Raw genomic sequence first — 22,920 nt, forward strand, 5'->3', positions numbered from 1 at the left:
TGGACGCACTCCAGGACCTGCTGCGGTGCTGGACCGGCATCTGCACCACCTGTCACCGCCCCCTGCCCGAGACCACCCACCTGCGCGAACGCACCAGACCCAGCACGACCTAACGCAGTCCTACTAGATGCGGCGAAGCCTTCAAAAGGTCATCGACCCGCACGTACAGTGCAGTTGCGAGGGTGTCTATCTCGGTCGTCACAAACTGAGAGTGGGCACCCTCGCGTCCGTACAGCTACCCCTTGGAATCAATCATCTAGACGGCCTAGCCGGCGTCGCCCCGTACGGGCGATGCCCCTCGCGCGCCGGGGAGTCGGACCGTGACGAGGAGACCGCCGGCGGGACGGGGGACCAGGTCGAGGGTTCCGGCGTGGGCGCGGACGATGCTGTGCACGATCGCCAGGCCGAGGCCGACACCGGCGTGCTCGTCGGTGCGTACGCGTTCCGTTGCGCGGCGGAAGGGTTCGGTGAGCGTCGGGACGAGTTCCGGTGGGAGCGGAGGGCCCGTGTTCTCGACCCGTAGCACGCTCGTGTCACCGTGCTGCCCGGTGTGGACCGTCACGGTGCCGCCGGTGGGGAGGTTGTGGACGACGGCGTTCTGGACGAGGTTCGTCACCATCCGCAGCAGGAGTTCCGCCGAGCCGTCGGTCCGGGCCGTCCCGCCGGTGACCTCCAGCGTGATCCGGCGCTGTTCGGCGAGGGGAAGCAGGGTTTCGGCGGCCTCTTCGGCGAGGAGGGAGAGGTCGACGCTCTCGCGGGTGAAGTCGGCGCGGTCGCCGTGGCTCAGCAGCAGGAGGGCCTCGGTGAGGTCGATCGCCCGCGTATTGACGGCGTGCAGGCGTTCGACGAGTTCGCCCGGGTCCCGCGTCGGATCCCTGCGGGCCACGTCGAGGAGCGTCCGCGAGATGGCCAGGGGAGTGCGCAGCTCGTGGGAGGCGTTCGCGGCGAACCTCTGCTGCTCGGCCACGTGGGACTCGAGTTGTTCGAGCATCGAGTCGAACGCGTCGGAGAGTTCACGGAACTCGTCCTGGCGGCCCTTCATGCGGATCCGGTGGGACAGCGACCGGTTTCCGGCCGTCCGCGCCGCATCCGTGATCCGGGTGAGGGGTGCGAGCATCCGGCCGGCGAGGATCCACCCTCCCACGAGACCGAGCACCAGCAGGAACGCCAGTACCGCGGCCGCCCTCGGAGCGAAGACGCGCAGAAGGTTGGACCGGATGGGGAAGACGCCGTCGGTGGGGGTGTCGACGGAGACCATGAGCGCACGATCGGGGACGTACCGCAGGAGGAACAGCCACACCGCCGCGAGCAGCAGGACGCCGGCGACCATGAGGAATCCGGCGTAGCTGAGGGTGAGTTTGGCGCGAACGCTCAGCCCAGGTGCTCTATCCACGGTCGGATCCCCGGTTCACTCCCTCGTGTCCGGCCTGCGGCTGGGTGTCGATGCGGTAGCCGACACCCGGCACCGTGGCGATGATCCACGGCTCGCCGAGCCGTTTGCGCAGGGCGGAGACGGTGATCCGCACGGCGTTGGTGAGGGGGTCGGCGTTCTCGTCCCAGGCCCGTTCCAACAGCTCTTCGGCGCTGATGACCCCGCCCTCGGCGGCGACGAGGACCTCCAGTACGGCGAACTGCTTGCGGGTGAGCGCGACGTAGCGGCCCTCGCGGAACACCTCCCGGCGGAAGGGGTCGAGACGCAGGCCCTCGATCTCGCGGACCGGGGGCCGGGCGTACGCGCGCCTGCGGTCGAGCGCCCGCAGCCGCAGGACGAGCTCCCGCAGCTCGAACGGCTTGGTGAGGTAGTCGTCGGCGCCGAGCCCGAACCCGGAGGCCTTGTCGTCGATCCGGTCGGCAGCGGTGAGCATGAGGATCGGGATGCCGCTGCCGGAGGCGACGATGCGGCGGGCGACCTCGTCGCCTGAGGGGCCGGGGATGTCGCGGTCGAGGATCGCGAGGTCGTAGGAGTTGACACCGAGCAGTTCCAGGGCGGAGTCGCCGTCGCCGGCGATGTCGGCGGCGATCGCCTCCAGCCGCAGACCGTCACGGACGGCCTCGGCCAGGTAGGGCTCGTCCTCGACGATCAGTACGCGCATGTCGGAAGCCTAAGCAGCAGGACATATCGCCGGCGTATGCACGGTGTGTCCGACGGTCGCGTCCGCGCAGACCTGGGCGCACCGGCCACGGGAATCAGCCTGCCAGTGCCGGTGCGGGGCTGGGCCGGTCCGACGGTGCCGGCGGCGTGGTGCGCCACCAGCGGCGCGACGCCAGCGCAGCCAGGGCGGCGCCGGACGCGTTGACCAGGACGTCGTCCACGGAGGACACCCGGTCGAGCTGGAAGACGTACTGCGCGGTTTCGACCAGGACCGAGCAGCCCGCCCCGAGCGCCAGGACCCGTGGTACGGAGGCGAGCGCCGCCCATCGCATCGGGGCGAAGAAGCCGAGCGAGGCGAAGACCAGCAGATTGCCGCCGATCCCGAGGGGCCCCATCGTCAGCAGGTCCCGTACCGGTGCCAGGCTGAAGCGGCCGGGGACGATCCCGGCTCCGGAGCCCGGCATCATGGTCATCCACACGAACGGCAGCGTCCCGTGCACCATGCCGACCTCGGCCAGCGACATCCGCCACGCCGATCCGGCGTCAGTGCCGGCGGCCCGCCGACGGCGGGCCAGGCCCCACGCGACGAGCAGGGCCAGGGGCAGGGTGACGAGGGTCATGAGCACCACGCCGTTGAACGTGGCGAGGCAGCCGTGCCACTGCCCGGCCATGCACCTCGGAGCGGACATCATGAGCGGTCCCCGCACGACGTACAGGACGCTCGCCACTCCGAGGGCCGCGAGGCCGAGCAGTACGACCCTGCGCGTGCGGTGGCGGGGCGGTGCCGACGGGGACGCGTTGTGGTTCATGTCCCCATGGGAGACGGCGGGCCGTTGCGGTGGCGTATGCGATTTTCCATACGCCCGCGATACACGCGATCCCGGCATCAGCGAACCGCCGCCGGCAGCGGCACCTCGACGACGAAGAAGAGGAAGCAGGGCTTGCTCGAAAGGTCCTGGAAGCCGTCGGGGAACAGCTCACGGGCCGCCGGGTCGGGCTGCGGTTCGCTGATGACGGAAAGCCGGAAACCGGCGGTGGTGAAGGCATCGGTCATCGCGTGCAGTGGCTTGCGCCAGAACTTCATCGGGACGGACGTTCCGTCGAACGTCCAGTCGAAGGTGTAGCTGCCGTTCGCGAAGTAGTCGGGCCGGGGCTCCTGGAACGTGTAGGCCACGAAGGGGTGGTCCACCGACGCGATCAGTCGGCCGCCGGGCCCGAGGACGCGCCTCAACTCGGCCAGCGCCGGTCCCCAGTCCTCCAGGTAGTGCAGCACCAGCGACGCGACCACATCGTCGAACGCGCCGTCGTCGAACGGCAGCCGGTCACGCAGGTCGGCCACGTGCAGGGCCGCGTCGTCACCCAGCCGGCGCCGTGCCAGCGCCAGCATCCCGGCGCTGGAGTCGATGCCGGTGACGACCGCACCGCGGTCGCGCAGGGCAGCGGAGAGGGGGCCCGACCCGCACCCCGCGTCCAGGATCCGACGGCCGGCCACATCCCCGGCGAGGGCCAGCATCGCGGGCCGCTCGTAGGAGGCGTTCACGAGGCTGTCCTCGCTCGCCGCCGAGTACGCCTCGGCGAAACCGTCGTAGTGGTTCGCCCGGTCCCGGTCCCGGTCCGCGGACGGGGAGGGGCTCCCGGCCACGTCGGCCACGTCTTCACGTTCCATCGCCGCAGCCTAGTAGTCACATGATCTTCGGGACAGTGCTCGGCTGCGGAGCCGGCCGCTCGGGCGTCCACCCGCTCCACGCGGGCACGGCCTCTCGGGCCGCGAGCCAGTCGGCCGGAACGTCGCCGGTGCCGGTGCGGGCCGCGACGACCCCGCCCGCGATCGCGCACGTGGTGTCGCGGTCGCCCCAGCCGCCGACGGTCTGCCACAGGGCCTCCGGCAGGTCGTCCAAGTGCCCCGCGGCGGACCACAGGGCGAACGGCACGGTGTCCGGGGCCGAGATCCGCCACCCCGAACCCAGTACGGACGCGGCGCGGCGCACCGACGTACCCGCGGGGAGGCCCGCGGCCGTCCGCAGCCCGGATCCGACCTCGCTCCCCGGCACGTACGCGGCGATCTCCCGGAGGAACTCGGCGCGGACCGGGGCGTCCCGGCCGGTGCTCGCCGCCGCCAGCGCGGCGGCCACCGCCACGGCGACGGCGCCCGCGACCGCCTCCGGGTGGGCGTGCGTGGCCAGCGCGGACAGCCGGGCCTGCCCGGCGGCCTCCTTCGGGTCGCCCCGGAACCAGGCACCGAGCGGGGCGACCCGCATCGCGGCGCCGTTGCCGTAGGAACCCTGCCCGCCGAACTGCTCGGCGGTGACACCCCGCCAGCCCTCGCCCGCGCCGATCCGCTCCAGCACCTCGTGCATGGACGCCCCGTACTTGCGCCCCGAATCCCGGGCGTACTCGGCGGCGAACTCCCGCGCCAGAGCGCCGGGCCGGACCTCCCCGTAGGCTGCCAGGTGGGCGAAGAGCACGAACGCCATGGCGGAGTCGTCCGTCCACAGCCACGGAGTGGGCCGGAGCCCGCGCGCCGCCCACTGCCCCTCGACGTCCTCGCCGGAGAGCGTGAACCAGCTGTCGCCGAAGGCATCGCCCATCACCAGCCCGTCCAGGGAGGCATGGGCGGATCGGGCGTACGGCGGGCTGCTCATCGGAGGTCCTTCGAACGGCGGACTGGTCGAGCCATCCTCGCCGTCGGCGGATGCGGCGCGCGAGCCGATTAGCGCTCGTCCACGAGGACCCCGGTGTTCTGGCAGGCGGTCAGCAGCCAGCGGCCGTCCGGCTGCTTCGAGATCACGTACAGCGGAGCGCCCTCGCTCTCCTCGCCCGGGGACAGGTAGCGCTGGCGGACCTTGACGGCCGCGACGTCCGGGCGGATGAAGAGCACGTGGACCACCTCGTAGGTGACCTGGCCGTCCCAGTTCGCCGCGGGCAGGACCTTGCGGGTGAATTCCGAGATCGCGTCGAGACCGAGGAGGACCTTGCCGTGGGCCGTCGTCCAGATCGCGTCCGGGTGGAAGAGGCCGAGGAACTCCTCGGGGTCCTTGTTCCGCTGGGAGTGCTCGACGGTGGCGACGAGCCGGCCGATCGCTTCGATGTCCGCCGCGCGGGACGGGAGTTCCGTGGTCATGTGCACCACGATCACACCTCAAGCGCGGTTGAGGTCAAGGCTGTTGCGGTACGGGTTGCCCGAGTCGGACGGACTACGGGGAGGTGATCGGACTACGGGGAGGTGATCGGCGACACCGCAACGCAGCCGCCGGCCGTGGCCGCTTCGCCCGTGGCCTCCTTGATGACCTTGCCCTTGTAGATGACCTTGCAGGTGAGGTCGGCGGTGTTGTCGACCGAGCTGGGGGAGACGGCTGCGGGCATGATGCCGCGCAGGGTGACGGTCTTCGTCCACGTGGCGCCCGGCTGCTCGGCGGTCACGAGGTTCGGCGCGGTGGCCGTGCCCCCTCCGTCGTGGAAGGAGACCGAGTCGACGGTCTTGCCGGTGACCTCGTAGGTGACCTCGTAGGTCTCGTTCACGGCCTTGTCGACGACCTGGTCCACGGCCTTGTCGGCCGTCCCGGCGGAGCAGCCGGCGGCGGCGAGAGCGAGGCCGGCCAAGGCGAGGGCGGAGAGCGTGGTGGCGGATGATTTGCGCATGACGGGAGGGTAAATGTAAAGAATCCGTAAAGTCAATTCTGCGCGAATGCGCCGCGGTGAAGTGGGGGATTTTCCTCAAGGATGGTGTTTGCGAACCGTAAGGCAAGGGGGGCTGCGCCGACGTGCAGCCCTTCCCGGCGGTGTCCGATGCGGAGGACTTCGCCAGAGAGGCGTCCAGGGTGAGGCCCGCGTCGGAGGTCCGGGCTCCGGTGAGGCTGACCCCTTCGGGCAGGTCGCCGACGTCCACGGTCCGGGGTGCGAGCCGCTCCGCCAGGCCGGCCTGTACTTGGTGAGGGAAACCAAGTGAACATGCAGGTTGTAGACAACATGGCGACCGGTTCTGACATCGGGATTAGGGTTCCAGGGCGGTGACATAAACCAGTGCTAGGTTCCCGTTCATGAGTCAAGACACCCTGGTCGAAGGGTAGTTCGGGCACCGTGCCCGGCTCGCGCTTTCGCCTGCCGGGGTGTTGAAGGCCGATGACCAGGCGCACGCGGCCCGCACGATGTGGAACTGTCTGCACGCCTGGTGGCAGATGATGCCGAAGGATAAACGGACTCTGGTGAATGCGGATGCTGTGATCCGGCAGGCCCGCGAGGACAGCGACTTTCTCGCTGTTCTTCCGGCACAGGCCGCGCAAGCGGTGTTGAAGACGTATTTCCAGGCGTGGAAGAACTGCTGGGACGGCCGCGCCGACGCCCCGAATTTCAAGGGGCGGTTCCGCACGGTGATGTCCGTGGACATTCCGCAGGGCCGGGACCTGAACATCACCCGGGTGCACCGCCGCTGGGGCATGGCCAATATTCCCAAGGTGGGCCGGGTCCGTTTCCGGTGGACCAAAGACCTTCCGGTCGGCAAGCGTGCCAACGCGGAGAACCGGATCACCGGGGCCCGGCTGGTCAAGGACGCGCTGGGCTGGCACATCGCCTTCCGCGTCCAGGCCCTGGAGGCCAAGCCGGCCCCCCACCAGGGGCCGGACATCGGCATCGACGTGGGCGTCACCGTCCCCATCGCCCTCTCCGACGGCGAAACCTACGAGCACCGCGAGTGGCTGACCGAGAAGGAGCAGGCGAAGCTCCTGCACTTGGAGCAGCGCGCCGCGCAGCGCAAGCGCCACCGCAAGTCCGGCGAGCGCGCCAGCCGCCGGCTGCACCGCACCTAAGACCAGATCGCTGGACTCCGCGCGAAAGCCAAGCGCCGGGCCCTGGACTGGCAGCACCAGACGACCACCGCCATCGCCCGCACCTACGGCACCGTCGTGGTCGAAGCACTCGCCATCACGAACATGGTCAAGTCGGCCAGGGGAACCATCGAGGCACCGGGGAAGAACGTCGCCCAGAAATCTGGGCTGAACCGCTCCATCAGCGGGGAGGCATGGGGCCGCACGGTCACCATGCTGACGTACAAGACCGCCCGACACGGCGGCGCCCGGCTCAAGGTGCCCGCCCCTGGCACCTCCCAGCGCTGCTCCGTCTGCGGCCGCACGACGCCCGGCAGTCGGGAGTCCCAGGCTGTGTTCGTGTGCAAGAACCAGAACTGCGGCTGGTCGGGCAACGCCGACCACAACGCGGCCCGCAACGTCTTGCACCTCTACCGGATGGGCCTCGCGCTCATCCCGGCTGCCGGAAGGGCAGTCGTCAGGCGCGCCAAGCGCGCCAAGCGCGTCAAGCCCGCTGCCGCGAGGTAAGCAGGAATCTCCCGGCTTCAGTCGGGAGAGCACTTCAAAGCGACCAGATCAACCTCCCCAGCACGCAGTCCCGTACGGGCGCCGAGCTGCTGGCCGCGTCCGCCCCCGGGATCGGGGACCCCCACGGACGCGTGGTCTTCCACGTCGACGCCGGCTCCCTGGCCGGACACCGTCAGGCCCTCGACGAGAGCGCGGCCCGCCTGGCGCGGATGCCGCACGTCACCGCCGTGTCCCCGGTCGTCACCAGCGCGGACGGCCGTACCGCCTACACCACGGTCTCCTTCGACCGGCAGGTCAAGACCCTCGGGCACGAGTACGCCGGCACCCTCGACACGGCCACCACCGCGGCCCGCGCCTCGGGCGTGGAGGTCGCGTACGGCGGGGACCTGAACCAGGTCGTCCGGCCACCGGCCGACGACCGGGCCCGCGAGGCGGCGGGCGTCCTGGTGGCCCTGCTGATCCTCCTGCTCGCCTTCGGCAGCGTCGCCGCCGCCCTGCTGCCCCTGCTCACGGCGGTGGTCAGCGTCGGCGTGGGCCTCGGAGTCGTCGGCATCGTGGCGGGCGTCGTCAGCTTCGCGACCGCCGCCCCCACCCTGGCCACCATGATCGGCCTCGGCGTGGGCATCGACTACGCCCTCTTCCTCACCACCCGCTTCCGACAGGACCTCCTCGACGGACACGATCCGGTCGACGCGGCCGGCCGCACCGCCGCCACCAGCGGGCGCGCCGTCGTCGTGGCCGCCGTCACCGTCGCGGTGGCCATGCTGAGCCTGTACACCTGCGGGCTGACCTTCATCGGCCGCATGGGACTGGCCGCCACCATCGTCGTGGTCGTCACCGGGGCCGCCGCGCTGACCCTCGTACCGGCCACCCTGGGCCTGGTGGGGCGCCGGATCGACCGGTACGCGCTGCGCCGCCCGGTCGCCGAGACCTCCGGCGGCCACGACGGCTCGCACCGCTACGCCGCCCTGGTGGCGCGGCATCCGTGGAGGTTCCTGACCGCGGGCACCCTGCTGCTCGCGCTGTGCGCCGTGCCGCTGTTCTCGCTGCGCCTCGGCCGCGTCGACGACGGCGCCGACCGGGCGGGCAGCACCACCCGCACGGCCTACGACTGGATCGCCGAGGGCGAGGGACCCGGCTTCGGTCCCGGGGCCAACGGCCCCTTCGTCCTGGTGGCCGACCTCCAGGACGCCGCCGTCCCGGCCGACCGGATCGGCGCCCAACTCACGGCGGCGCTGCGGGACACGGCCGGGATAGCCGGGTTCACCCCGCTCGCGCCGAGCCCCGACGGCCGCCTGCTCGTCTCGACGGTCACCCCCGCCACCGGACCGCAGAGCGCCGGCACGGGGAGCCTGTTCACGACACTGACCGGCACCACCCTGCCCGACGCGCTGACGGGCACCGGCGCGGAGGGCTACCTCACCGGATCCACCGCCGGCCAGCTCGACTTCCGCGACACCGTCAAGGACCGGCTGCCGCTCATCATCGGCATCGTGCTGGCCGCCGCGCTCGTCCTGCTGACCGTCGTGTTCCGCAGCGTGGTGGTCCCGCTCAAGGCGGTCGCCCTCAACCTGTTCACCACCGCCGCGTCCTACGGGGTCCTCGTCGCGGTGTTCCAGTGGGGCTGGGGGAGCGGGCTGATCGGGGTGTCGGAGCCCGTGCCCATCGAGTCGTTCGTACCGATGATGATGTTCGCGATCGTCTTCGGGCTGTCCATGGACTACGAGATCTTCCTGCTCTCCGCCATCGCCGGGGCCTGGCACCGCACCGGCGACAACACCCTCGCCGTCGGCACGGGGCTGGCCTCCACCGGCCGGGTCATCTCCAGTGCGGCGCTCATCATGACCGCGGTCTTCCTGTCCTTCGCGGCGTCGCCGACGGTCGTGGTCAAGATGCTCGCGGTGGGCCTGGCGGTGAGCGTGGTCCTGGACGCGACCGTGGTGCGGCTGGTGCTGGTCCCGTCGGCGATGTTCCTGATGGGCCGGGCCAACTGGTGGCTGCCGCCGTTCCTGGACCGGCTCCTGCCGCGGCCGCACGCCGAGGTCCGGGCGGAGGTGGAGGCGGTCAATGCGGTGGCGGCGCCGCCGTCGCCTGAGCCGGGCGCGGTCACACCCGCACCCACACCCACAGCAGCAGCAACGGCCACCGGTACGGGCAGCGGCACGGGCAGCGGTCGCGGTGAGGCATGATCGGGGGATGTCTGATCGCATCATCGCCGCCTGCGACGGGGCGGCCAAGGGAAATCCCGGGCCGGCCGCATGGGCCTGGGTCATCGCCGACGTGCACGGGCACCCCGAGCGCTGGGAGGCCGGGCCGCTGGGCCGGGCCACCAACAACGTGGGTGAACTCACCGCCCTGCAGCGGCTGCTGGAAGCCGTGGCCCCTGGTACGGCCGTGCAGGTGCGGATGGACTCCCAGTACGCCATGAAGGCCGTGACCCAGTGGCTCCCGGCCTGGAAGCGCAACGGCTGGAAGACGGCCGCGGGCAAGCCGGTGGCCAACCGAGAGCTCGTCGAGAGCATCGACGCCCTGCTGACCGACCGGGACGTGGAGTTCCGCTACGTCCCCGCGCACCGCGAGGACGGCGACCACCTGAACGCGATCGCCGACCAGGCGGCCAGCGAGGCTGCCGTCAGCCAGGAGCCGGCCGGTACCGCGCTGGGCCACGCGTCCATGCCCGTCCCGGCGCCGGCCCGCAGCACTCCGGCGCGCAGCACCTCCGCCCGCCGTACGACCGGGGCGACGTCGGCCAAGAGCGCCCCGTCGGCCAGGACCGCGACCGCCGGCCGGGCCGGGGTGACCATCAAGGCCAAGTTCCCCGGCACCTGCCCCTGCGGGAAGCAGTACGCGGCGGGGGAGAAGATCGGCAAGCTCGGTTCGCGCTGGGGCCACCCCGGCTGCGGGGACACGGACGCAGAGTAGCTTTCAGCCAGGCTCGCTATGCAATGCTTTCGTTCGAAAGGAAACGGAAGTTTTTGCTTTCGCGCGCTACGCTGACCTTGACCAGGGATGCAGTCGAGGGGAGCTCCACCGTGCACGCAGAGGAACGACAGCAGGCGATCCTGCGCCGGGTCCGCGAAGCGGGATCGATGCGCGTCACGGACTTCGCGGCGGAGCTCGGCGTGTCCGTGGTGACGGTCCGCAAGGACGTCGAAGTCCTCGCGGAACGCGGCCTGTTGGCCCGGGTGCACGGCGGTGCGATGCTGCCCGAGGACTGGGCGGAGACCGCTCCCGCGACCGCCGCCCCGGCGGCGGCCCGCGCGGCCTCGGCCGCTCCCGGAGCCGGACCCGGGCCTGGATCGGGAGCGGGCCCCGGGTCCGGCCGGCCGCTGGTCCTCGGGCTGATCGTGCCCTCCTCCGACTATTACTACCCCGAGGTGATCAAGGGGGCCCGGGAAGCGGCGGACGCCCTCGGGGTGCGGCTGACCCTCGCGGTGTCCACGTACGACGTGGACACCGAGAAGGCGCAGGCCGCGCGTATGGTCGCGGACGGCGTCGACGGGCTGCTGCTCGCGCCCTCCGCCGCCGACGGGAAGCCGGGCGGCCAGTGGTACGAGGAGCTCGGCGTGCCCGTCGTGCTCATCGAGCGCCGCCCCGAACAGCAGGCCTCCGCCGCCGAGCACGTCGGAACGGACCACGGGTACGGGGCCAGGCTGGCGGTGCGCCACCTCCTGGACACGGGGCGCCGCAAGATCGCCCTGGTGGTGCGCGGCGGGACCCCCACCGCGCCCTGGATCAAAAAGGGCTACTACGCGGCGATGGACGAGGCTGGCTCCGAGGCCGCCGAGCACGCGCTCTTCCTGGACCTCGCGCAGTTCGGGGGCGGCGACGCCGCCTACGAAGAGGCGATGGCCGCGTTCGTGGACGCGGTGCGCGAGGGGCGCGTCGATGCCGCCCTTGTCCACCCCGACCACGAGGCCATGGTGCTGATGCAGCGGCTGCGCAGTGCCTCGCTGGCCGTGCCGGGCGATGTCGCGCTGGTCTCGTACGACGACGAGGTGGCCTCCCTGGCGGACCTGCCGCTGAGTGCGGTGGCGCCCTCGAAGCACGAAGTCGGGGTCACTGGCGTGGAGTTGCTCGTACGGCGGCTGCGTGAGCCGGGCCGGCCCAGACGGCGGATCGCCATCCTCCCCGAGCTGCGGGTGCGCGCCTCCAGCGAGGCCTAACCGTTACTTGGCTTTTCTTTCTCAAGCTTTCTTTTTCTATTGACTCCCTTCTCCTCTGGCCGAATGATGTGCATCACCTCGCCGCATCGACGGCTCGCATCTGAGGAGCAGAGCAGTGAAGCTCACTTCCCGTACCTCCCGCGCCGCCCTCGCCGCGCTCTCGCTGGCCCTGTTCGCCACTGCCTGTGGTGGGAGCGAGGGCGGCGCGCCGAAGGCCGACGCACCCAAAGAGCCGGTCAACCTGACCTATTGGGGCTGGACCGGCGGTGCCCAGCAGGTGGTGGACGCCTTCAACGCGTCCCACCCGAACATCAAGGTCACGTTCTCGGCCATCACCGGCGGACCGGACGGGTACGCCAAGATCAGCAACGCGATCAAGGCCGGGAACGCTCCCGACGTCGCGGGCATCGAGTATCCGACCCTGCCGGAGTTCGTCAGCCAGGGCTTCCTGGCGGACATCACCGGCCCGGCCGGCGCCGCCGTGAAGGCGAAGTTCCCCCAGGGCGTCCAGGACCGGGTGACCCTCGGCGGCAAGACCTGGGCCGTGCCGTACGACGCCACGCCCAACCTCCTCTACTACCGCAAGGACCTCTTCAAGAACGCGGGCGTCGAAGTCCCCAAGACCTGGGACGAGTACAAGGCGGCCGCCGAGAAGATCAAGGCCGCCGACAAGAACGTGCGCATAGGCGGCTGGGGCAACGACGACGCGCCCCTGCTGGCGGCGCTCTCCTGGCAGGCCGGTGCCAAGTGGTACGGCACCGAGGGTGATGCCTGGAAGGTCGACATCAACGACGCCTCCTCGCAGAAGGTGGCCTCGTACTGGCAGGGCCTGGTCAAGGACGACCTGGTGATGAACCTGAAGATCAACGGCCCGGAGTTCGCGAAGGCCAAGGCCGACGGAGTCATGGCCAGCTTCATCGGCGCCTCGTGGAGCGCGGGCGGCACGATGACGTCCCTGGCCAAGGACTCGGGCAAGTGGGGCGTCGCCCCGCTGCCGCACTGGGGCACCCCGGCCACCGGCATGTTCGGCGGCACCAGCTACGCCGTCACCAAGGGCAGCAAGCACGTCAAGGAGGCGGCCGAGTTCGCCACCTGGGCGGCGACCAGCCCCGAAGGGGTCAAGGCCCGCCTCAGCAGCCTGAAGGCGCCGAGCAGCAGCCTGCCCGCCAGCCCCGAGCTCCGTGCGATCGCCGCCGCGGCCTTCGACGACAAGGGCTTCTTCGGCGGCGACAAGGTCTACGAGATCTCCGGCGCGCAGGTCGACACCATCGTCCCGGGCTGGGTCTGGGGCCCGGTGCAGACGGCCACCAACACCGCCATCCAGGACGCCGGGAACAAGGGCACCCTGGCCGACGGACTGGCTGCCGGTCAGACGGCCGCCGAGGAGGCCATCAAGGGCCGGGGGCTCAACCTCGCGAAGTAGGCGCCGCGCGGGGCCCGAAGCCCTCCGGCACCCGGGCCCCGCTCCCCGTCCCCCCTCAGCCCCCCGTCCGCTCCTCCGTAGCGCACCACCAAGGAGATCCGGTGGCAGCACCACTCACTCGTTCAGCGCGCGGCGCCGCGCCCGTACGCCGGCCAGGCCAGGGCAGGGCGGTGCTCGTCTTCCTCGGCCCGTTCTTCCTGCTCTTCGCCGCGGTCCTGATCCTGCCCGTCGTGTACGCGCTCTGGATGAGCTTCTTCACCGAGCGCTCCTCCGGTCTCGGATTCGGCGGCACCGAACGGGTCTTCAGCGGGTTCGGGAACTACGCCAAGGCGCTCGGCGACCACGGCTTCACCTCCTCCTTCCTGCACGTGGCCGCGTACTGCGCCCTCTACATCCCCGTGATGATCGGCGCGGCGCTCGCCCTGGCGCTGCTCGTCGATTCGGCCGCGGCCAAGGCCAAGCGCCTCGTCCAGTTCGCCGTCTTCATGCCGCACGCGGTGCCCGGGCTGATCGCGGCGATCATCTGGATCTACCTCTACACCCCCGGCCTGAGCCCGGTCCTGGAGTGGATCGAAGCGGCGGGCGGCCACTGGGACTTCTTCGCTCCCGGCAGCGTCCTGCCCTCGATGGTGAACATCGCCGCCTGGCAGTGGATCGGCTACAACATGATCATCTTCTTCGCCGCGCTGCAGGCCGTGCCCCGCGAGGTCATCGAAGCGGGCGTCATGGACGGTGCCGGTGAACTGCGCATCGCCCTGCAGATCAAGCTGCCGATGATCCGCTCGGCCGTCTTCCTCACCCTCCTCTTCACCTGTGTCGGCGTCGTCCAGATCTTCAGCGAGCCGATGCTCCTCTCGCAGCGGGCCGGCTCGATGGGCTCCGACTGGTCTCCGATGATGTTCATCTACAAGGCGGCCTTCGAGCGGCACGACTACGGTCTCGCCTCCGCCGCCTCGCTCCTCATGGCCCTCGTCGCCGGCACCCTCTCCTACGTCGTCACCCGGATCGGAAAGCGAGGTGGCTCGGCATGAGCATCCGTACGGTCCCCTCGGCCCCGTCCGAGGCCACACCCGGCAGCGAGTCGGCGGCCGCGCACGGAACGGCCCCCGGATCCCAAACCGGATCCGAAACCGGATCCCAAACCGGATCCGCACCCGTCCGGAAAGACACCGGAAAGCGGGCCGAGCGGCCGCGCAGGGGCGCCGCGACGGCCTCCAAGGTGGCGGTCAACGGCGTGCTCCTGGTGGCGGTCCTCTACACCCTGATGCCGCTGACCTGGCTGCTGATCGCCGCGACGAAGAACCACGCCGACCTCTTCGGGACGGCCGGCTTCGGCTTCGGCGAGTTCCACCTCTTCGACAACCTCCGGGCCGTCTTCACGTACGACGACGGCATCTTCGGCCGCTGGCTGTTCAACAGCCTCCTCTACTCCGTCATCGGATCGCTGGCCTCCTCGCTGATCAGCGTCGCGGCCGGATACTGCTTCGACAAGTACGAGTTCCGGGGCAAGGGCCCGCTCTTCGGCCTCATCCTGATCGGCACCCTGGTCCCGGGGGTCGTCATCACGCTCCCGCAGTACCTGCTCGCCTCCGAGACCGGGATCGTCAACACGTACTGGGCGATCCTCGTCCCCGCGCTCGTGAACCCCTTCGGCGTGTACCTGGCCCGGGTCTTCTCCGAGGGCTACGTACCCGGTGAGGTCATCGAGGCCGCGCGCATCGACGGGGCGAGCGAGATGCGCGTGTTCCGGTCGATCTCCCTGCCGATGCTCATGCCCGGCTTCATGACCCTCTTCCTCTTCTCCTTCACCGCGAGCTGGAACAACTTCTTCGGCCCGCTGGTCATGCTCAACGACCACCACCTGTACCCCGCGGTGCTCGGCATCTACAACTGGAACCAACTGGTCGTGCAGAACCCAGAGTTGTATTCACTCGCGATCACCGGATCCCTGGTGGCCGTCATCCCGCTCGCCCTCGCCTTCATCGGCCTCCAGCGGTTCTGGCGCTCCGGCCTCTCGGCGGGAGCGGTCAAGTGACGGACCCCGACCCGACGCGCGAGCCCGCCGGGCCCCGCAAGCCCCGGACCCTCCTCGCCATGGACCGGGAGACGAAGGCGGCCCTGCTGGACGGGCCCGCCCTGGCCCGGCTCGGCGCCACCGCGCTCCTGGACCCCGGCCTCCTGGTGACCGACTTCGCCGCGGCCGACCCCGCGCGGCTGCGCGAAGCCGAGGTTCTGCTCACCGGCTGGGGCTGCCCGCCCCTCACCGAGCAGGCCCTTGACCTCCTCCCGTCCCTGCGCGCGGTGGTGCACACCGCCGGAACCGTGAAGGGGCTGATGACGGAAGCGGCCTGGCGGCGCGGGCTGTCCGTCACCAGCGCGGCCGAGGCCAACGCCCAGCCCGTCGCCGAGTTCACCGTCGCCGCGATCGTCTTCGCCAACAAGCGCGTCCTCACCACCGCCCGGGCCTACCGGGAGGCCCGCACGCAGCTCAACCCGCTCACGCTGTACCCCCACATCGGAAACTACGGCAGGACCGTCGGCATCGTCGGTGCCTCGCGCATCGGCCGCCGGGTCATCGAACTGCTGCGTTCCTACGATGCCCACGTGCTGGTCCACGACCCGTACCTGGATGGGGACGAAGCGAGGGCCCTGGGGGTCGAGCCCGTCCACCTGGACGAACTGATGGGCCGCAGCGACGTGGTGACCGTGCACGCGCCGCAGACCCCCGAGACGCGCCACCTGCTCGACGCCCGCCGCCTCGCCCTCATGCGCGACGGGGCGACCCTCGTCAACACGGCACGCGGAACGCTGGTCGACACCGAGGCGCTCACCGCGGAGCTGGTCTCCGGCCGCCTGCACGCCGTCCTCGACGTCACCCACCCCGACGTACTGCCGGCCGGATCGCCGCTCTACGACCTGCCGAACGTGCTGCTCACCCCGCACATCGCCGGATCCCTGGGCAACGAACTCGGACGTCTCGCGGCCTGCGCCGCCGCGGAGTTGGAGCGGTACGCCCGAGGACTCCCCTTCACCTACGCCGTCCACCCGGCGAGCCTGGCCCACTCGGCCTGAGCGCCCGCCGCCCAACCCCGAAAGCCCACCCATGACGCCCGGTCTCTCAGGTCCCCTCGCCGGTCCCGCCCGGCCCGCCGGCCACGCCGCGACCCCCCTCGTGCCCTCGCCGGGACAACTTGCCTGGCAGGAAGCCGGATTCGGGATCTTCCTGCACTTCGGCATCAACACCTTCAACGGCGTCGAGTGGAGCGACGGGACTCTGGACCCGGCCACCTTCCGGCCCGCGCGGCTCGACGCGCGCCAGTGGGTCCGTACCGCCGTCGAGGCCGGAGCGAAGTACGTCGTGCTGACCGCCAAGCACCACGACGGCTTCTGCCTCTGGCCGACCGAAACCACCGCCTACTCCGTGGCCTCCTCGCCCTGGAAGGACGGAGCGGGCGATGTGGTCGCCGAACTGGCCGGGGCCTGCGGGGAGGCGGGCCTCGGCCTCGGGCTCTACCTCTCGCCCTGGGACCGCAACGCGGACTGCTACCGGGAGCCCGCCGCGTACGACTCCTTCTACCTCCGCCAGCTCACCGAACTCTGCACCCGTTACGGGCCGTTGTGCGAGCTGTGGTTCGACGGAGCGGGCTCCGAGGGGCGCACGTACGACTGGGACGCGGTCATGGCCGTGATCGACCGGCACCAGCCGGACGCCATGGTCTTCAACATGGGCCGCCCGACGATCCGCTGGGTCGGCAACGAGGAGGGGCTCGCCGCCGATCCCTGCCGCTACGTCACGCACTCCACGGGCATCAGCCTGTACGACGACGGGCAGGCCGAGCTCGGCTCGGCCGCCTACCTGCCGCCCGAATGCGATGTCCCCCTCCGCGCCGACTGGTTCTGGCAGCCCGGTAACCTCGGGACCCTCAAGAGCCGCGAGGACCTGCTGGAGATCTGGTACTCCTCGGTGGGGCTGGGCGCCGGCCTGCTCCTGGGCGTCCCGCCCGACCGGCGCGGTCTGATCGACGACGCCGACGGGGACCGACTCCTCGCGTTCACCGCGGAGTTGGAGCACCGTCTCGGCGATCCGCACCCGGCCGTCCTCGCGGCCGACGGGCCCGATCTCCTCGCGGACTTCGGCGGACCGGTCCGCGTGGACCACGTGGAACTGCGCGAGGACCTCTCCCGGGGCCAGCGCGTGGAGGGCCACGAGGTATGGGCGGACGGCCGGTTGATCGCCTCCGGCCACACGGTGGGGGTCCGGCGCGTCCACCGGGTGGAGCCCCTCACCGTGCGGGAACTGCGGATCCGGCTGACCGGGGCGGGTGCCCGGCTGGCCTCCGTGACGGCGGCCGGACCGCCGCCCGAAGTCAGCTGATCGGCCGGCTCCCTCTGTCGGCCGTGCCCGCCGCCGCCGGTGCCGGCCCGCCCGCCACCGCCACCGGCGACGACCCGCCCGCGACGGACATCCGGGGTGCTCCGGTGCCGTCCGCGGGGACGGTCCAGACGTCGCTCGCGCGTCCGTCCGCGCCCGGCAGGGCGTAGGCGACCGTCCCGTCGTCCGTCCAGGCCGCCTGGTCGTCCACACTGCGGGTCTCGGCGAGCGGGGTCTCGGCCATCGTCCGCAGGTCGAGGACGTACAGCCGCCAGGGTGCGGCGGGGTCGTCGGACACCTTCTTCTTGAAGGCGAGCCGGGTGTTGTCGGGCGACAGGGAGGGGCATTCGACGTTCTCCCGCACCGTCCGCGCCGACCAGTCGGTCATGTTCCCCTCGACGAGGTGCGTACGCCCCTTGGTGGAGACGGTCGCGTAGAACCGGCTGTCGTCCCGGGCGAAGCTCACGCCCCAGTAGTTGACGTCGGGGGAGTGGTAGCGGACACCGCCCATGGTGAGCGGGATCTCCTCCAGGGACTTCACCAGGTACCCCGTGCGCAGGTCGAGGACGGCCGTCCGGGTGGAGAAACCCGTGGTGGAGTACGAGTCCCCGGCGGCGAACACCGTCCAGGCGAGCATCTGCCCGGACGCGGACACCCGGGCCCGGGTCGGAACCCCCGGCACCGTCGTCCGGCTCACTTCGCGCAGGTGCCGGTCCATGACGACGGCGTACGTCTTCGGCAGCACCCCCGGCTCGGCGCGCAGGCAGAGGGCGGTGCCCCCGGCGGCGTGGAACCGGTCGCAGACGGGACCGCCCGCGGTGCGGCCGACGCCGCCCTCCGCGGCGGCCGGGGGCTGGTGCGCCACCCGCCCCGTGGCCGTGTCCCGGAAGTACAGGGCGGGACCCCCGAGGGTGAAGGAGGCCTCGGCGCCGCCCCGTTGACCGGTCGGCCGCTGTCCCGCGTGCAGGGCGTACCCGGCGGCGGAGCCCGCGAGGAGGACGACCGCGGCGGCCGTGACGGCGGTACGGGCCCGGGTACCGAGCCGGCGTGCGGGCGCCGGCCCGGTGAGCTGCGTGGTCATGAGGGGCTCCTCTCACTGGTGGGGGATTCCGCCGGCTCCGCGAGGGCGGCCGGGGCGCCCGGGGCGCCCGGGGCGGGCGGATCGCTCGGTGCGCCCAGTGCACCCGGATCGCGCGGCAGCAGCGCCCAGCCGCCCGCCAGCGCGGCGAGCAGCACCGCGGTGGCCGCCCACAGGGCGGGCTGCGCCCCCCACACCGTCCACGCGGCGCCGAAGCCCGCCGCGGCGAGCATCCGGGCCAGGGCCTGGCCGGTCTGGAGCACGGCCAGCCCGCCCGCTCGGCCCCCGTCGGGCAGCGCCGGCCCGGCGAGGGCCATCAACACCCCGTCGGTGGCGGCGTAGAACACCCCGAGCAGGGCGAGGACGGCCGCGACGAGGAGCGGGGCCGGCCCGCCGGCCGGGACGAGCAGGACGAGGTAGGCGCCGAGCAGGGCGAGGTGTCCGTATAGGAACGGCAACCGGCGCCCCACCCGGTCGGCGATCCGGCCCACCGGGACGGCCAGCAGCAGATAGCCGGCGGCCGCGCCGAGCGGCAGCAGCGGGAACCAGCCCGGGTCCAGACCCAGTCGGCGCTGGAGCAGGAGGTAGACGAAGGCGTCGCCGATGGTGGCGCCGCCGAGCAGGGCGGCGGCCCAGAGGATCCGCCGGAAGGCGGGGTCGCGCAGCGCCCCGAAGGCCTTCCCCCGGGGCGGAGCCGGGCCGGGCGTCGTTGCCGGGCGGTGCCGGCCCGGAACGTAGAGGACCAGGATCAGCACGCCGAGCAGGCCGGTGCAGAAGCTGGCGACGAACACCGCGTCGTACGCGCCCGCGGTCGCCCAGAGCAGGGCGAAGGCGGCGAGCGGGCCGAGCAGGGCGCCGGTGGTGTCCATGGCCCGGTGGACGCCGAAGGACCGGCCGAGCTCTTCGGGACGGCTGTTGAGGGTGATCAGGGCATCGCGGGGGGCCGTACGGATGCCCTTGCCGACCCGGTCGGCGGCCAGGGCCGCCGCGATCCCGCCGGTCGCTCCGCCCGCGAGCAGCAGGCCGAGCCGGGAGCAGGCCGAGACGGCGTAGCCGATCCCCGCGACGTGCTTGTAGCGGTGGCCGCGGTCGGCGACGTGCCCGCCGAGCAGCCGTACGACGGCGCCGGCTGCTCCCATCAGCCCGTCGAGGAAGCCGAATTGGAGGGGCGAGAGGCCGAGTCCGAGGACGAGGTAGAGCGGCAGGACCGCGCTGACCATCTCGGAGGAGACGTCGGTGACGAGGCTGACCGTGCCGAGCGCCAGGACGGCGGCGGGGACGCGCCGGCCCGCCCCCGGGGTGGGGGGCGGGGCCGGAGCGGCCCGGCGGCCGGTGGTGGCCAGGTACATCAGTGGCAGGTGTACTTCGGGCTGGTGTCCTTGGTCGTCCCGTCGGTGCCGACGTAGCTCCAGCCGTAGCCGGAATCGGTGAAGTCCAGCTTCAGTACCCCGTATTCACCGCTGATCCGCTTCTGGCTGTTGGGCTGGACGTCCTCGATGGCGTAGGGCTCGGCGCCGCCCGTGCCGCCGATGATCTCGGTGATCCCGTCGGCGGTGGCCCTCCCGTTCGGGTCCTGCGGGGCGAACCGCTCGTAGTGGTGGTCGTGCCCGCCCAGGACGAGGTCGGCCTTGGCGCCGTACAGGATGTTCCACACCGGCTTGCTCACCGGGTCGTTGCCGTGCCCGCCGGAGGAGTAGAGCGGGTGGTGCCAGTAGGCGGCGATGCAGCCCTTGGTGTTCGCGGCGAGGTCGGCCTTGAGCCAGTCGATCTGGGCCTGCTGGTCGAAGGAGTTGGAGTCGAGGGCGATGAAGTGCCAATTGCCCTCGTTGAAGCTGTAGTAGCTCTTGCCCTGGGGGTAGGCGACGGCCCCGAAGTACGCCTTGTAGCCGGCGAGGGGTCCGGCCGGGTCGTAGGTCTCGTGGTTGCCCGGCACCGGGCGGGTCTTGTCCTTGAACGCGCCCCAGGAAGTGTCGTAGTAGGACCGGTAGTCGGAGATCCGGGCGTCGTCGTACTGGTTGTCGCCCATCGTCAGGTAGAACTTCGGGTTGATCTTCTGGGCCTGCGCCGCCGTCTTGGGGTGGACGCAGTCGCTGTCCGAGGCGGTGCACTGGGCGGCGATGTCACCCGCGGCGACCACGGTGAAGGCGCCGGTCGGCGGGGGCGTCCCGTCGAGGGTGCCGTACACCTCGACCTCGTACAGGGAGTACCCGTAGGAGGTGCCGCGGGCGGTTCCGTAGACGCGCAGGTGGCGGCCCTTGCCGGAGAGGCCGGTCCATTCGTCGCTGCCGCCGTTCCCGGCGGTCTCGTTGGCGAGCCGGGTCCAGGTGGTGCCGTCGGAGGAGATCTCGACCCGGTACGCCTTCGCGTACGCGGCCTCCCAACGCAGCGCCACGCGCGTGACGTTGGCGTTCGCGCCGAGGTCGACGCGGATCCACTGCGGGTCCTTGCCCTCGGCGCTGGCCCACCGGGTGGTGGAGCTGCCGTCGAAGGCGTTCTGCGGACCGAGCCCCGACGTCTCGTTGGAGGAGGACGTGGCGGGCTTGCCGCGGGAGATGAGCGGGTCGGCGGCGGCGCCGGCCCGTTCGGGATAGGCGAGCAACAGGCCGCCTACGAGGAGGAGCACGGCGGCGACGACCACGCCGACCGTGCGGCGTGATGCGGAAACATGAGGCGTGCTTGGGGTGTTCAGGCGCATTCCTGACTCCCTGGCCTGGTGGGTGGCGAGAGCTGGCACCGGTACGAGACCCCCGGCCCCCACCCGGGTGCGGGCGGGGGCGGGCGTGGTCACAGCGGCCGGGTCAGAGCTCTCGCTGAGCGCGTCATGCCCACGGGAACGTGAACGGGCACCGCGCCGAGCCGCCGAAGCGGGATGCTAGCAAACAGGAAACTTTCCTACCAGTCATGCGCAGGCACGAGTAGCACGAGCGTTCAGGAGATCGCGTACCACTGGCTGGCCCAGCCGGTGTTGATCGTGCTGGTGGACTGCTCGGCGAGGTTCACGGTGGCCGGGAGCGAGGTCTGACCGGTCAGGATGGTGCTGTAGCGGAGGCTCGGCGGGTTCAGACCCGCGTTCACCGAGATTCCGGCGCCCGTGGCCTTGAGGGTGAGGGCGTTCGTGGCCCAGCTGCCGTTGAGGAGGAGGGCGACGAAGTAGGTGCCGGGGGCGGCGGTGAAGGGCTTGGCGAGGGGGAACGGCTTGGCGATCGCCTCGGTCATCAGCTGCGGGGAGACGTCCGTGGTGGACGCGACCAGGGTGCCCTTGGCGTCGTACACGCCGAGGTAGCAGTTGGACAGTTGGGCGTTCGGGTCGATGCCGGCCAGCCCCAGCCAGATGTTGGACCAGGTGAGCTGCTCGCGCAGCACCATCCGGACCAGGGTGACCCGCCCGCCGACCCCGGCCGCGGACTGGGCGGTGACGTGCCCGGCGTCGTTCGGATCCCCGGTCCAGGCCAGCAGGTTCTGGTTCTGCGGCCGGGGCGCCTCGTACGCGGCGCCGCCCGGCACCGGCGCGGGGGACACCGCCGCCGACGGGGAGGCGCCGGCCCCTGCCCCCTTGCCGGACGCGCCCTCACCGGACGCGGAGCAGCCGGACAGGACGAGGGCCGCCGCGAGCATGGCGGCGAGGCCGGCCGAGGCGGTGGTGGTACGGGTGCGCATGGTCCCCCCATGAGGTGCTGATGTGCGAAGGAAGCCATGGTCACACGGGCTGCGCCCGCTCCCGTAAGGGGCCCCTTCCGCTTCCTTGCGCCCCTTTCCCCACCTCCCTCAGAGGAGCGCCGGGACCAGGATCGGCACGGAGGGCGGAAGAGGCATCGTGAGCCGCTCCCGACCAGGCCGTCCCCGGTCCCGCGTCACTGCCCCACCCTCCCGTCGACGCATTCGCGCAACAGGTCGGCGTGCCCGCAGTGACGCGCGTACTCCTCGATCCGGTGCACCATCAGCTCCCGCACCGCGATCCGGTCCTTCCCCAGCCGCTCGCCGAGATCCGGATGCCGGGCCAGCGCGGCGTCGGTCGCGCCCTGCTCGCGCTCCAGATCGGCGTACGCGCCGTCGACCACGGCCTGCTCGGCGACGGCTCCGTCGAAGTCCCCGTCGCGCTTGCCGTACAGCTTCGGCAGCGGATCACCGTCGGTGATCCAGTTGTGCCAGTCCCGCTCCACCTCGGCGAGGTGCCGCACCAGACCGAGCAACGACATCGTCGAGGGAGGGACCGAACGGCGGGCGAGCTGCTCCGGATCCAGGCCCTCGCACTTCATCCGCAGGGTCAGGCGGTAGTCCGTGAGGAATTCCCGCAGGGTCGCGAGCTCGCCCTCGGCGGTGCTCTCTCCACTGTTGCGGGGGTCGTCGTCCGGGTCCGCCCACATGTCGGGGTAGACCGTCGACTGGGTCCAGCGCTCGCCTTGATCACTCATGCGTTCCATGATCGTCCGTGAAGGGCCGGGCTCGCCAGCGGGTTTCTTCC

At 71.5% G+C, this 22,920-nt stretch carries 20 protein-coding genes and 2 pseudogenes; 9 read left to right on the top strand and 13 right to left on the bottom strand.

Features of this window, described 5'->3' with window-relative positions; translation table 11 throughout:
- Positions 1-265 precede the first annotated feature (265 nt).
- From AC061S_RS26540 to AC061S_RS26575, 8 genes and pseudogenes are all read right to left on the bottom strand, one after another.
- Positions 266-1,393 (bottom strand): sensor histidine kinase, encoded by a 1,128-nt coding sequence (locus tag AC061S_RS26540; RefSeq protein WP_478688399.1) that lies wholly within the window; start codon positions 1,391-1,393, stop codon positions 266-268.
- Positions 1,386-2,093, bottom strand: coding sequence for a response regulator transcription factor (locus tag AC061S_RS26545; protein WP_478688400.1), 708 nt, complete (start codon positions 2,091-2,093; stop codon positions 1,386-1,388). The genes AC061S_RS26540 and AC061S_RS26545 overlap by 8 nt, the downstream gene beginning before the upstream one ends.
- A 94-nt stretch (positions 2,094-2,187) precedes the next feature.
- Positions 2,188-2,901: a VanZ family protein gene (locus AC061S_RS26550; RefSeq protein ID WP_478688401.1), complete on the bottom strand. Its 714-nt coding sequence runs from the start codon at positions 2,899-2,901 to the stop codon at positions 2,188-2,190.
- Positions 2,902-2,978: 77 nt separating this feature from the next.
- Entirely contained in the window at positions 2,979-3,758 is a 780-nt protein-coding gene (locus AC061S_RS26555) for a class I SAM-dependent DNA methyltransferase (RefSeq protein WP_478688402.1), read from the bottom strand.
- 16 nt (positions 3,759-3,774) lie between these two features.
- The gene (locus AC061S_RS26560; RefSeq protein ID WP_478688403.1) at positions 3,775-4,734 is read right to left on the bottom strand and encodes an ADP-ribosylglycohydrolase family protein; all 960 of its coding nucleotides are present in this window, start codon (positions 4,732-4,734) and stop codon (positions 3,775-3,777) included.
- A 68-nt stretch (positions 4,735-4,802) separates the two neighbouring features.
- The gene (locus AC061S_RS26565; protein WP_478688404.1) at positions 4,803-5,213 is read right to left on the bottom strand and encodes an SgcJ/EcaC family oxidoreductase; all 411 of its coding nucleotides are present in this window, start codon (positions 5,211-5,213) and stop codon (positions 4,803-4,805) included.
- A 92-nt stretch (positions 5,214-5,305) separates the two neighbouring features.
- Positions 5,306-5,731, bottom strand: coding sequence for a hypothetical protein (locus tag AC061S_RS26570; protein WP_478688405.1), 426 nt, complete (start codon positions 5,729-5,731; stop codon positions 5,306-5,308).
- 279 nt (positions 5,732-6,010) lie between these two features.
- Positions 6,011-6,106, bottom strand: a pseudogene (locus AC061S_RS26575) (IS200/IS605 family transposase); the annotation flags it as partial.
- Between the two features lie 131 nt (positions 6,107-6,237).
- On the opposite strand from AC061S_RS26575, the pseudogene AC061S_RS26580 reads away from it, so the two are divergent.
- The 9 genes and pseudogenes from AC061S_RS26580 (at position 6,238) to AC061S_RS26620 (ending at position 17,383) form a co-directional block, all read left to right on the top strand.
- Positions 6,238-7,419, top strand: a pseudogene (locus AC061S_RS26580) (RNA-guided endonuclease InsQ/TnpB family protein).
- 47 nt (positions 7,420-7,466) lie between these two features.
- On the top strand, positions 7,467-9,608 hold the full coding sequence (locus AC061S_RS26585; protein ID WP_478688454.1) for an MMPL family transporter: 2,142 nt from the start codon (positions 7,467-7,469) through the stop codon (positions 9,606-9,608).
- Between the two features lie 7 nt (positions 9,609-9,615).
- Positions 9,616-10,341, top strand: coding sequence for a ribonuclease H family protein (locus AC061S_RS26590; protein ID WP_478688406.1), 726 nt, complete (start codon positions 9,616-9,618; stop codon positions 10,339-10,341).
- 110 nt (positions 10,342-10,451) lie between these two features.
- Positions 10,452-11,585 carry a substrate-binding domain-containing protein gene (locus AC061S_RS26595; RefSeq protein WP_478688407.1) on the top strand — a complete coding sequence of 378 codons (1,134 nt, stop codon included), beginning with the start codon at positions 10,452-10,454 and terminating at the stop codon, positions 11,583-11,585.
- Between the two features lie 115 nt (positions 11,586-11,700).
- A complete protein-coding gene (locus AC061S_RS26600; RefSeq protein ID WP_478688408.1) occupies positions 11,701-13,008 on the top strand; it encodes an ABC transporter substrate-binding protein in 1,308 nt (435 codons plus the stop codon).
- Positions 13,009-13,178: 170 nt separating this feature from the next.
- Positions 13,179-14,039 carry a carbohydrate ABC transporter permease gene (locus AC061S_RS26605; RefSeq protein WP_478688455.1) on the top strand — a complete coding sequence of 287 codons (861 nt, stop codon included), beginning with the start codon at positions 13,179-13,181 and terminating at the stop codon, positions 14,037-14,039.
- A 233-nt stretch (positions 14,040-14,272) separates the two neighbouring features.
- Positions 14,273-15,043, top strand: a complete 771-nt coding sequence (locus AC061S_RS26610; protein WP_478688456.1) for a carbohydrate ABC transporter permease — start codon at positions 14,273-14,275, stop codon at positions 15,041-15,043.
- A 59-nt stretch (positions 15,044-15,102) separates the two neighbouring features.
- Positions 15,103-16,080 (top strand): hydroxyacid dehydrogenase, encoded by a 978-nt coding sequence (locus AC061S_RS26615; protein ID WP_478688457.1) that lies wholly within the window; start codon positions 15,103-15,105, stop codon positions 16,078-16,080.
- 31 nt (positions 16,081-16,111) lie between these two features.
- On the top strand, positions 16,112-17,383 hold the full coding sequence (locus tag AC061S_RS26620; protein WP_478688409.1) for an alpha-L-fucosidase: 1,272 nt from the start codon (positions 16,112-16,114) through the stop codon (positions 17,381-17,383).
- Here the strand turns inward: AC061S_RS26620 and AC061S_RS26625 are convergent.
- The 5 genes from AC061S_RS26625 to AC061S_RS26645 form a co-directional block, all read right to left on the bottom strand.
- Positions 17,376-18,461, bottom strand: coding sequence for a TolB family protein (locus tag AC061S_RS26625; protein ID WP_478688410.1), 1,086 nt, complete (start codon positions 18,459-18,461; stop codon positions 17,376-17,378). The genes AC061S_RS26620 and AC061S_RS26625 overlap by 8 nt on opposite strands.
- Positions 18,458-19,807: an MFS transporter gene (locus AC061S_RS26630; RefSeq protein ID WP_478688411.1), complete on the bottom strand. Its 1,350-nt coding sequence runs from the start codon at positions 19,805-19,807 to the stop codon at positions 18,458-18,460. The genes AC061S_RS26625 and AC061S_RS26630 overlap by 4 nt, the downstream gene beginning before the upstream one ends.
- Positions 19,807-21,153: a discoidin domain-containing protein gene (locus AC061S_RS26635; RefSeq protein ID WP_478688412.1), complete on the bottom strand. Its 1,347-nt coding sequence runs from the start codon at positions 21,151-21,153 to the stop codon at positions 19,807-19,809. The genes AC061S_RS26630 and AC061S_RS26635 overlap by 1 nt, the downstream gene beginning before the upstream one ends.
- Positions 21,154-21,386: 233 nt before the next feature.
- Positions 21,387-22,115, bottom strand: coding sequence for a hypothetical protein (locus AC061S_RS26640; protein ID WP_478688413.1), 729 nt, complete (start codon positions 22,113-22,115; stop codon positions 21,387-21,389).
- Between the two features lie 194 nt (positions 22,116-22,309).
- The gene (locus AC061S_RS26645; RefSeq protein WP_478688414.1) at positions 22,310-22,879 is read right to left on the bottom strand and encodes a DinB family protein; all 570 of its coding nucleotides are present in this window, start codon (positions 22,877-22,879) and stop codon (positions 22,310-22,312) included.
- Between the last annotated feature and the right edge of the window lie 41 nt (positions 22,880-22,920).

This window comes from Streptomyces sp. CA189, assembly GCF_056428985.1.

Coding starts and splice junctions, on each gene's coding strand:
- AC061S_RS26555 (WP_478688402.1), bottom strand. CDS start 3,758: ATGGAACGTGAAGACGTGGCCGACGTGGCCGGGAGCCCCTCCCCGTCC.
- AC061S_RS26560 (WP_478688403.1), bottom strand. CDS start 4,734: ATGAGCAGCCCGCCGTACGCCCGATCCGCCCATGCCTCCCTGGACGGG.
- AC061S_RS26620 (WP_478688409.1), top strand. CDS start 16,112: ATGACGCCCGGTCTCTCAGGTCCCCTCGCCGGTCCCGCCCGGCCCGCC.
- AC061S_RS26640 (WP_478688413.1), bottom strand. CDS start 22,115: ATGCGCACCCGTACCACCACCGCCTCGGCCGGCCTCGCCGCCATGCTC.
- AC061S_RS26545 (WP_478688400.1), bottom strand. CDS start 2,093: ATGCGCGTACTGATCGTCGAGGACGAGCCCTACCTGGCCGAGGCCGTC.
- AC061S_RS26565 (WP_478688404.1), bottom strand. CDS start 5,213: ATGACCACGGAACTCCCGTCCCGCGCGGCGGACATCGAAGCGATCGGC.
- AC061S_RS26625 (WP_478688410.1), bottom strand. CDS start 18,461: ATGACCACGCAGCTCACCGGGCCGGCGCCCGCACGCCGGCTCGGTACC.
- AC061S_RS26610 (WP_478688456.1), top strand. CDS start 14,273: ATGCCGCTGACCTGGCTGCTGATCGCCGCGACGAAGAACCACGCCGAC.
- AC061S_RS26570 (WP_478688405.1), bottom strand. CDS start 5,731: ATGCGCAAATCATCCGCCACCACGCTCTCCGCCCTCGCCTTGGCCGGC.
- AC061S_RS26550 (WP_478688401.1), bottom strand. CDS start 2,901: ATGAACCACAACGCGTCCCCGTCGGCACCGCCCCGCCACCGCACGCGC.
- AC061S_RS26635 (WP_478688412.1), bottom strand. CDS start 21,153: ATGCGCCTGAACACCCCAAGCACGCCTCATGTTTCCGCATCACGCCGC.
- AC061S_RS26590 (WP_478688406.1), top strand. CDS start 9,616: ATGTCTGATCGCATCATCGCCGCCTGCGACGGGGCGGCCAAGGGAAAT.
- AC061S_RS26645 (WP_478688414.1), bottom strand. CDS start 22,879: ATGGAACGCATGAGTGATCAAGGCGAGCGCTGGACCCAGTCGACGGTC.
- AC061S_RS26615 (WP_478688457.1), top strand. CDS start 15,103: ATGGACCGGGAGACGAAGGCGGCCCTGCTGGACGGGCCCGCCCTGGCC.
- AC061S_RS26630 (WP_478688411.1), bottom strand. CDS start 19,807: ATGTACCTGGCCACCACCGGCCGCCGGGCCGCTCCGGCCCCGCCCCCC.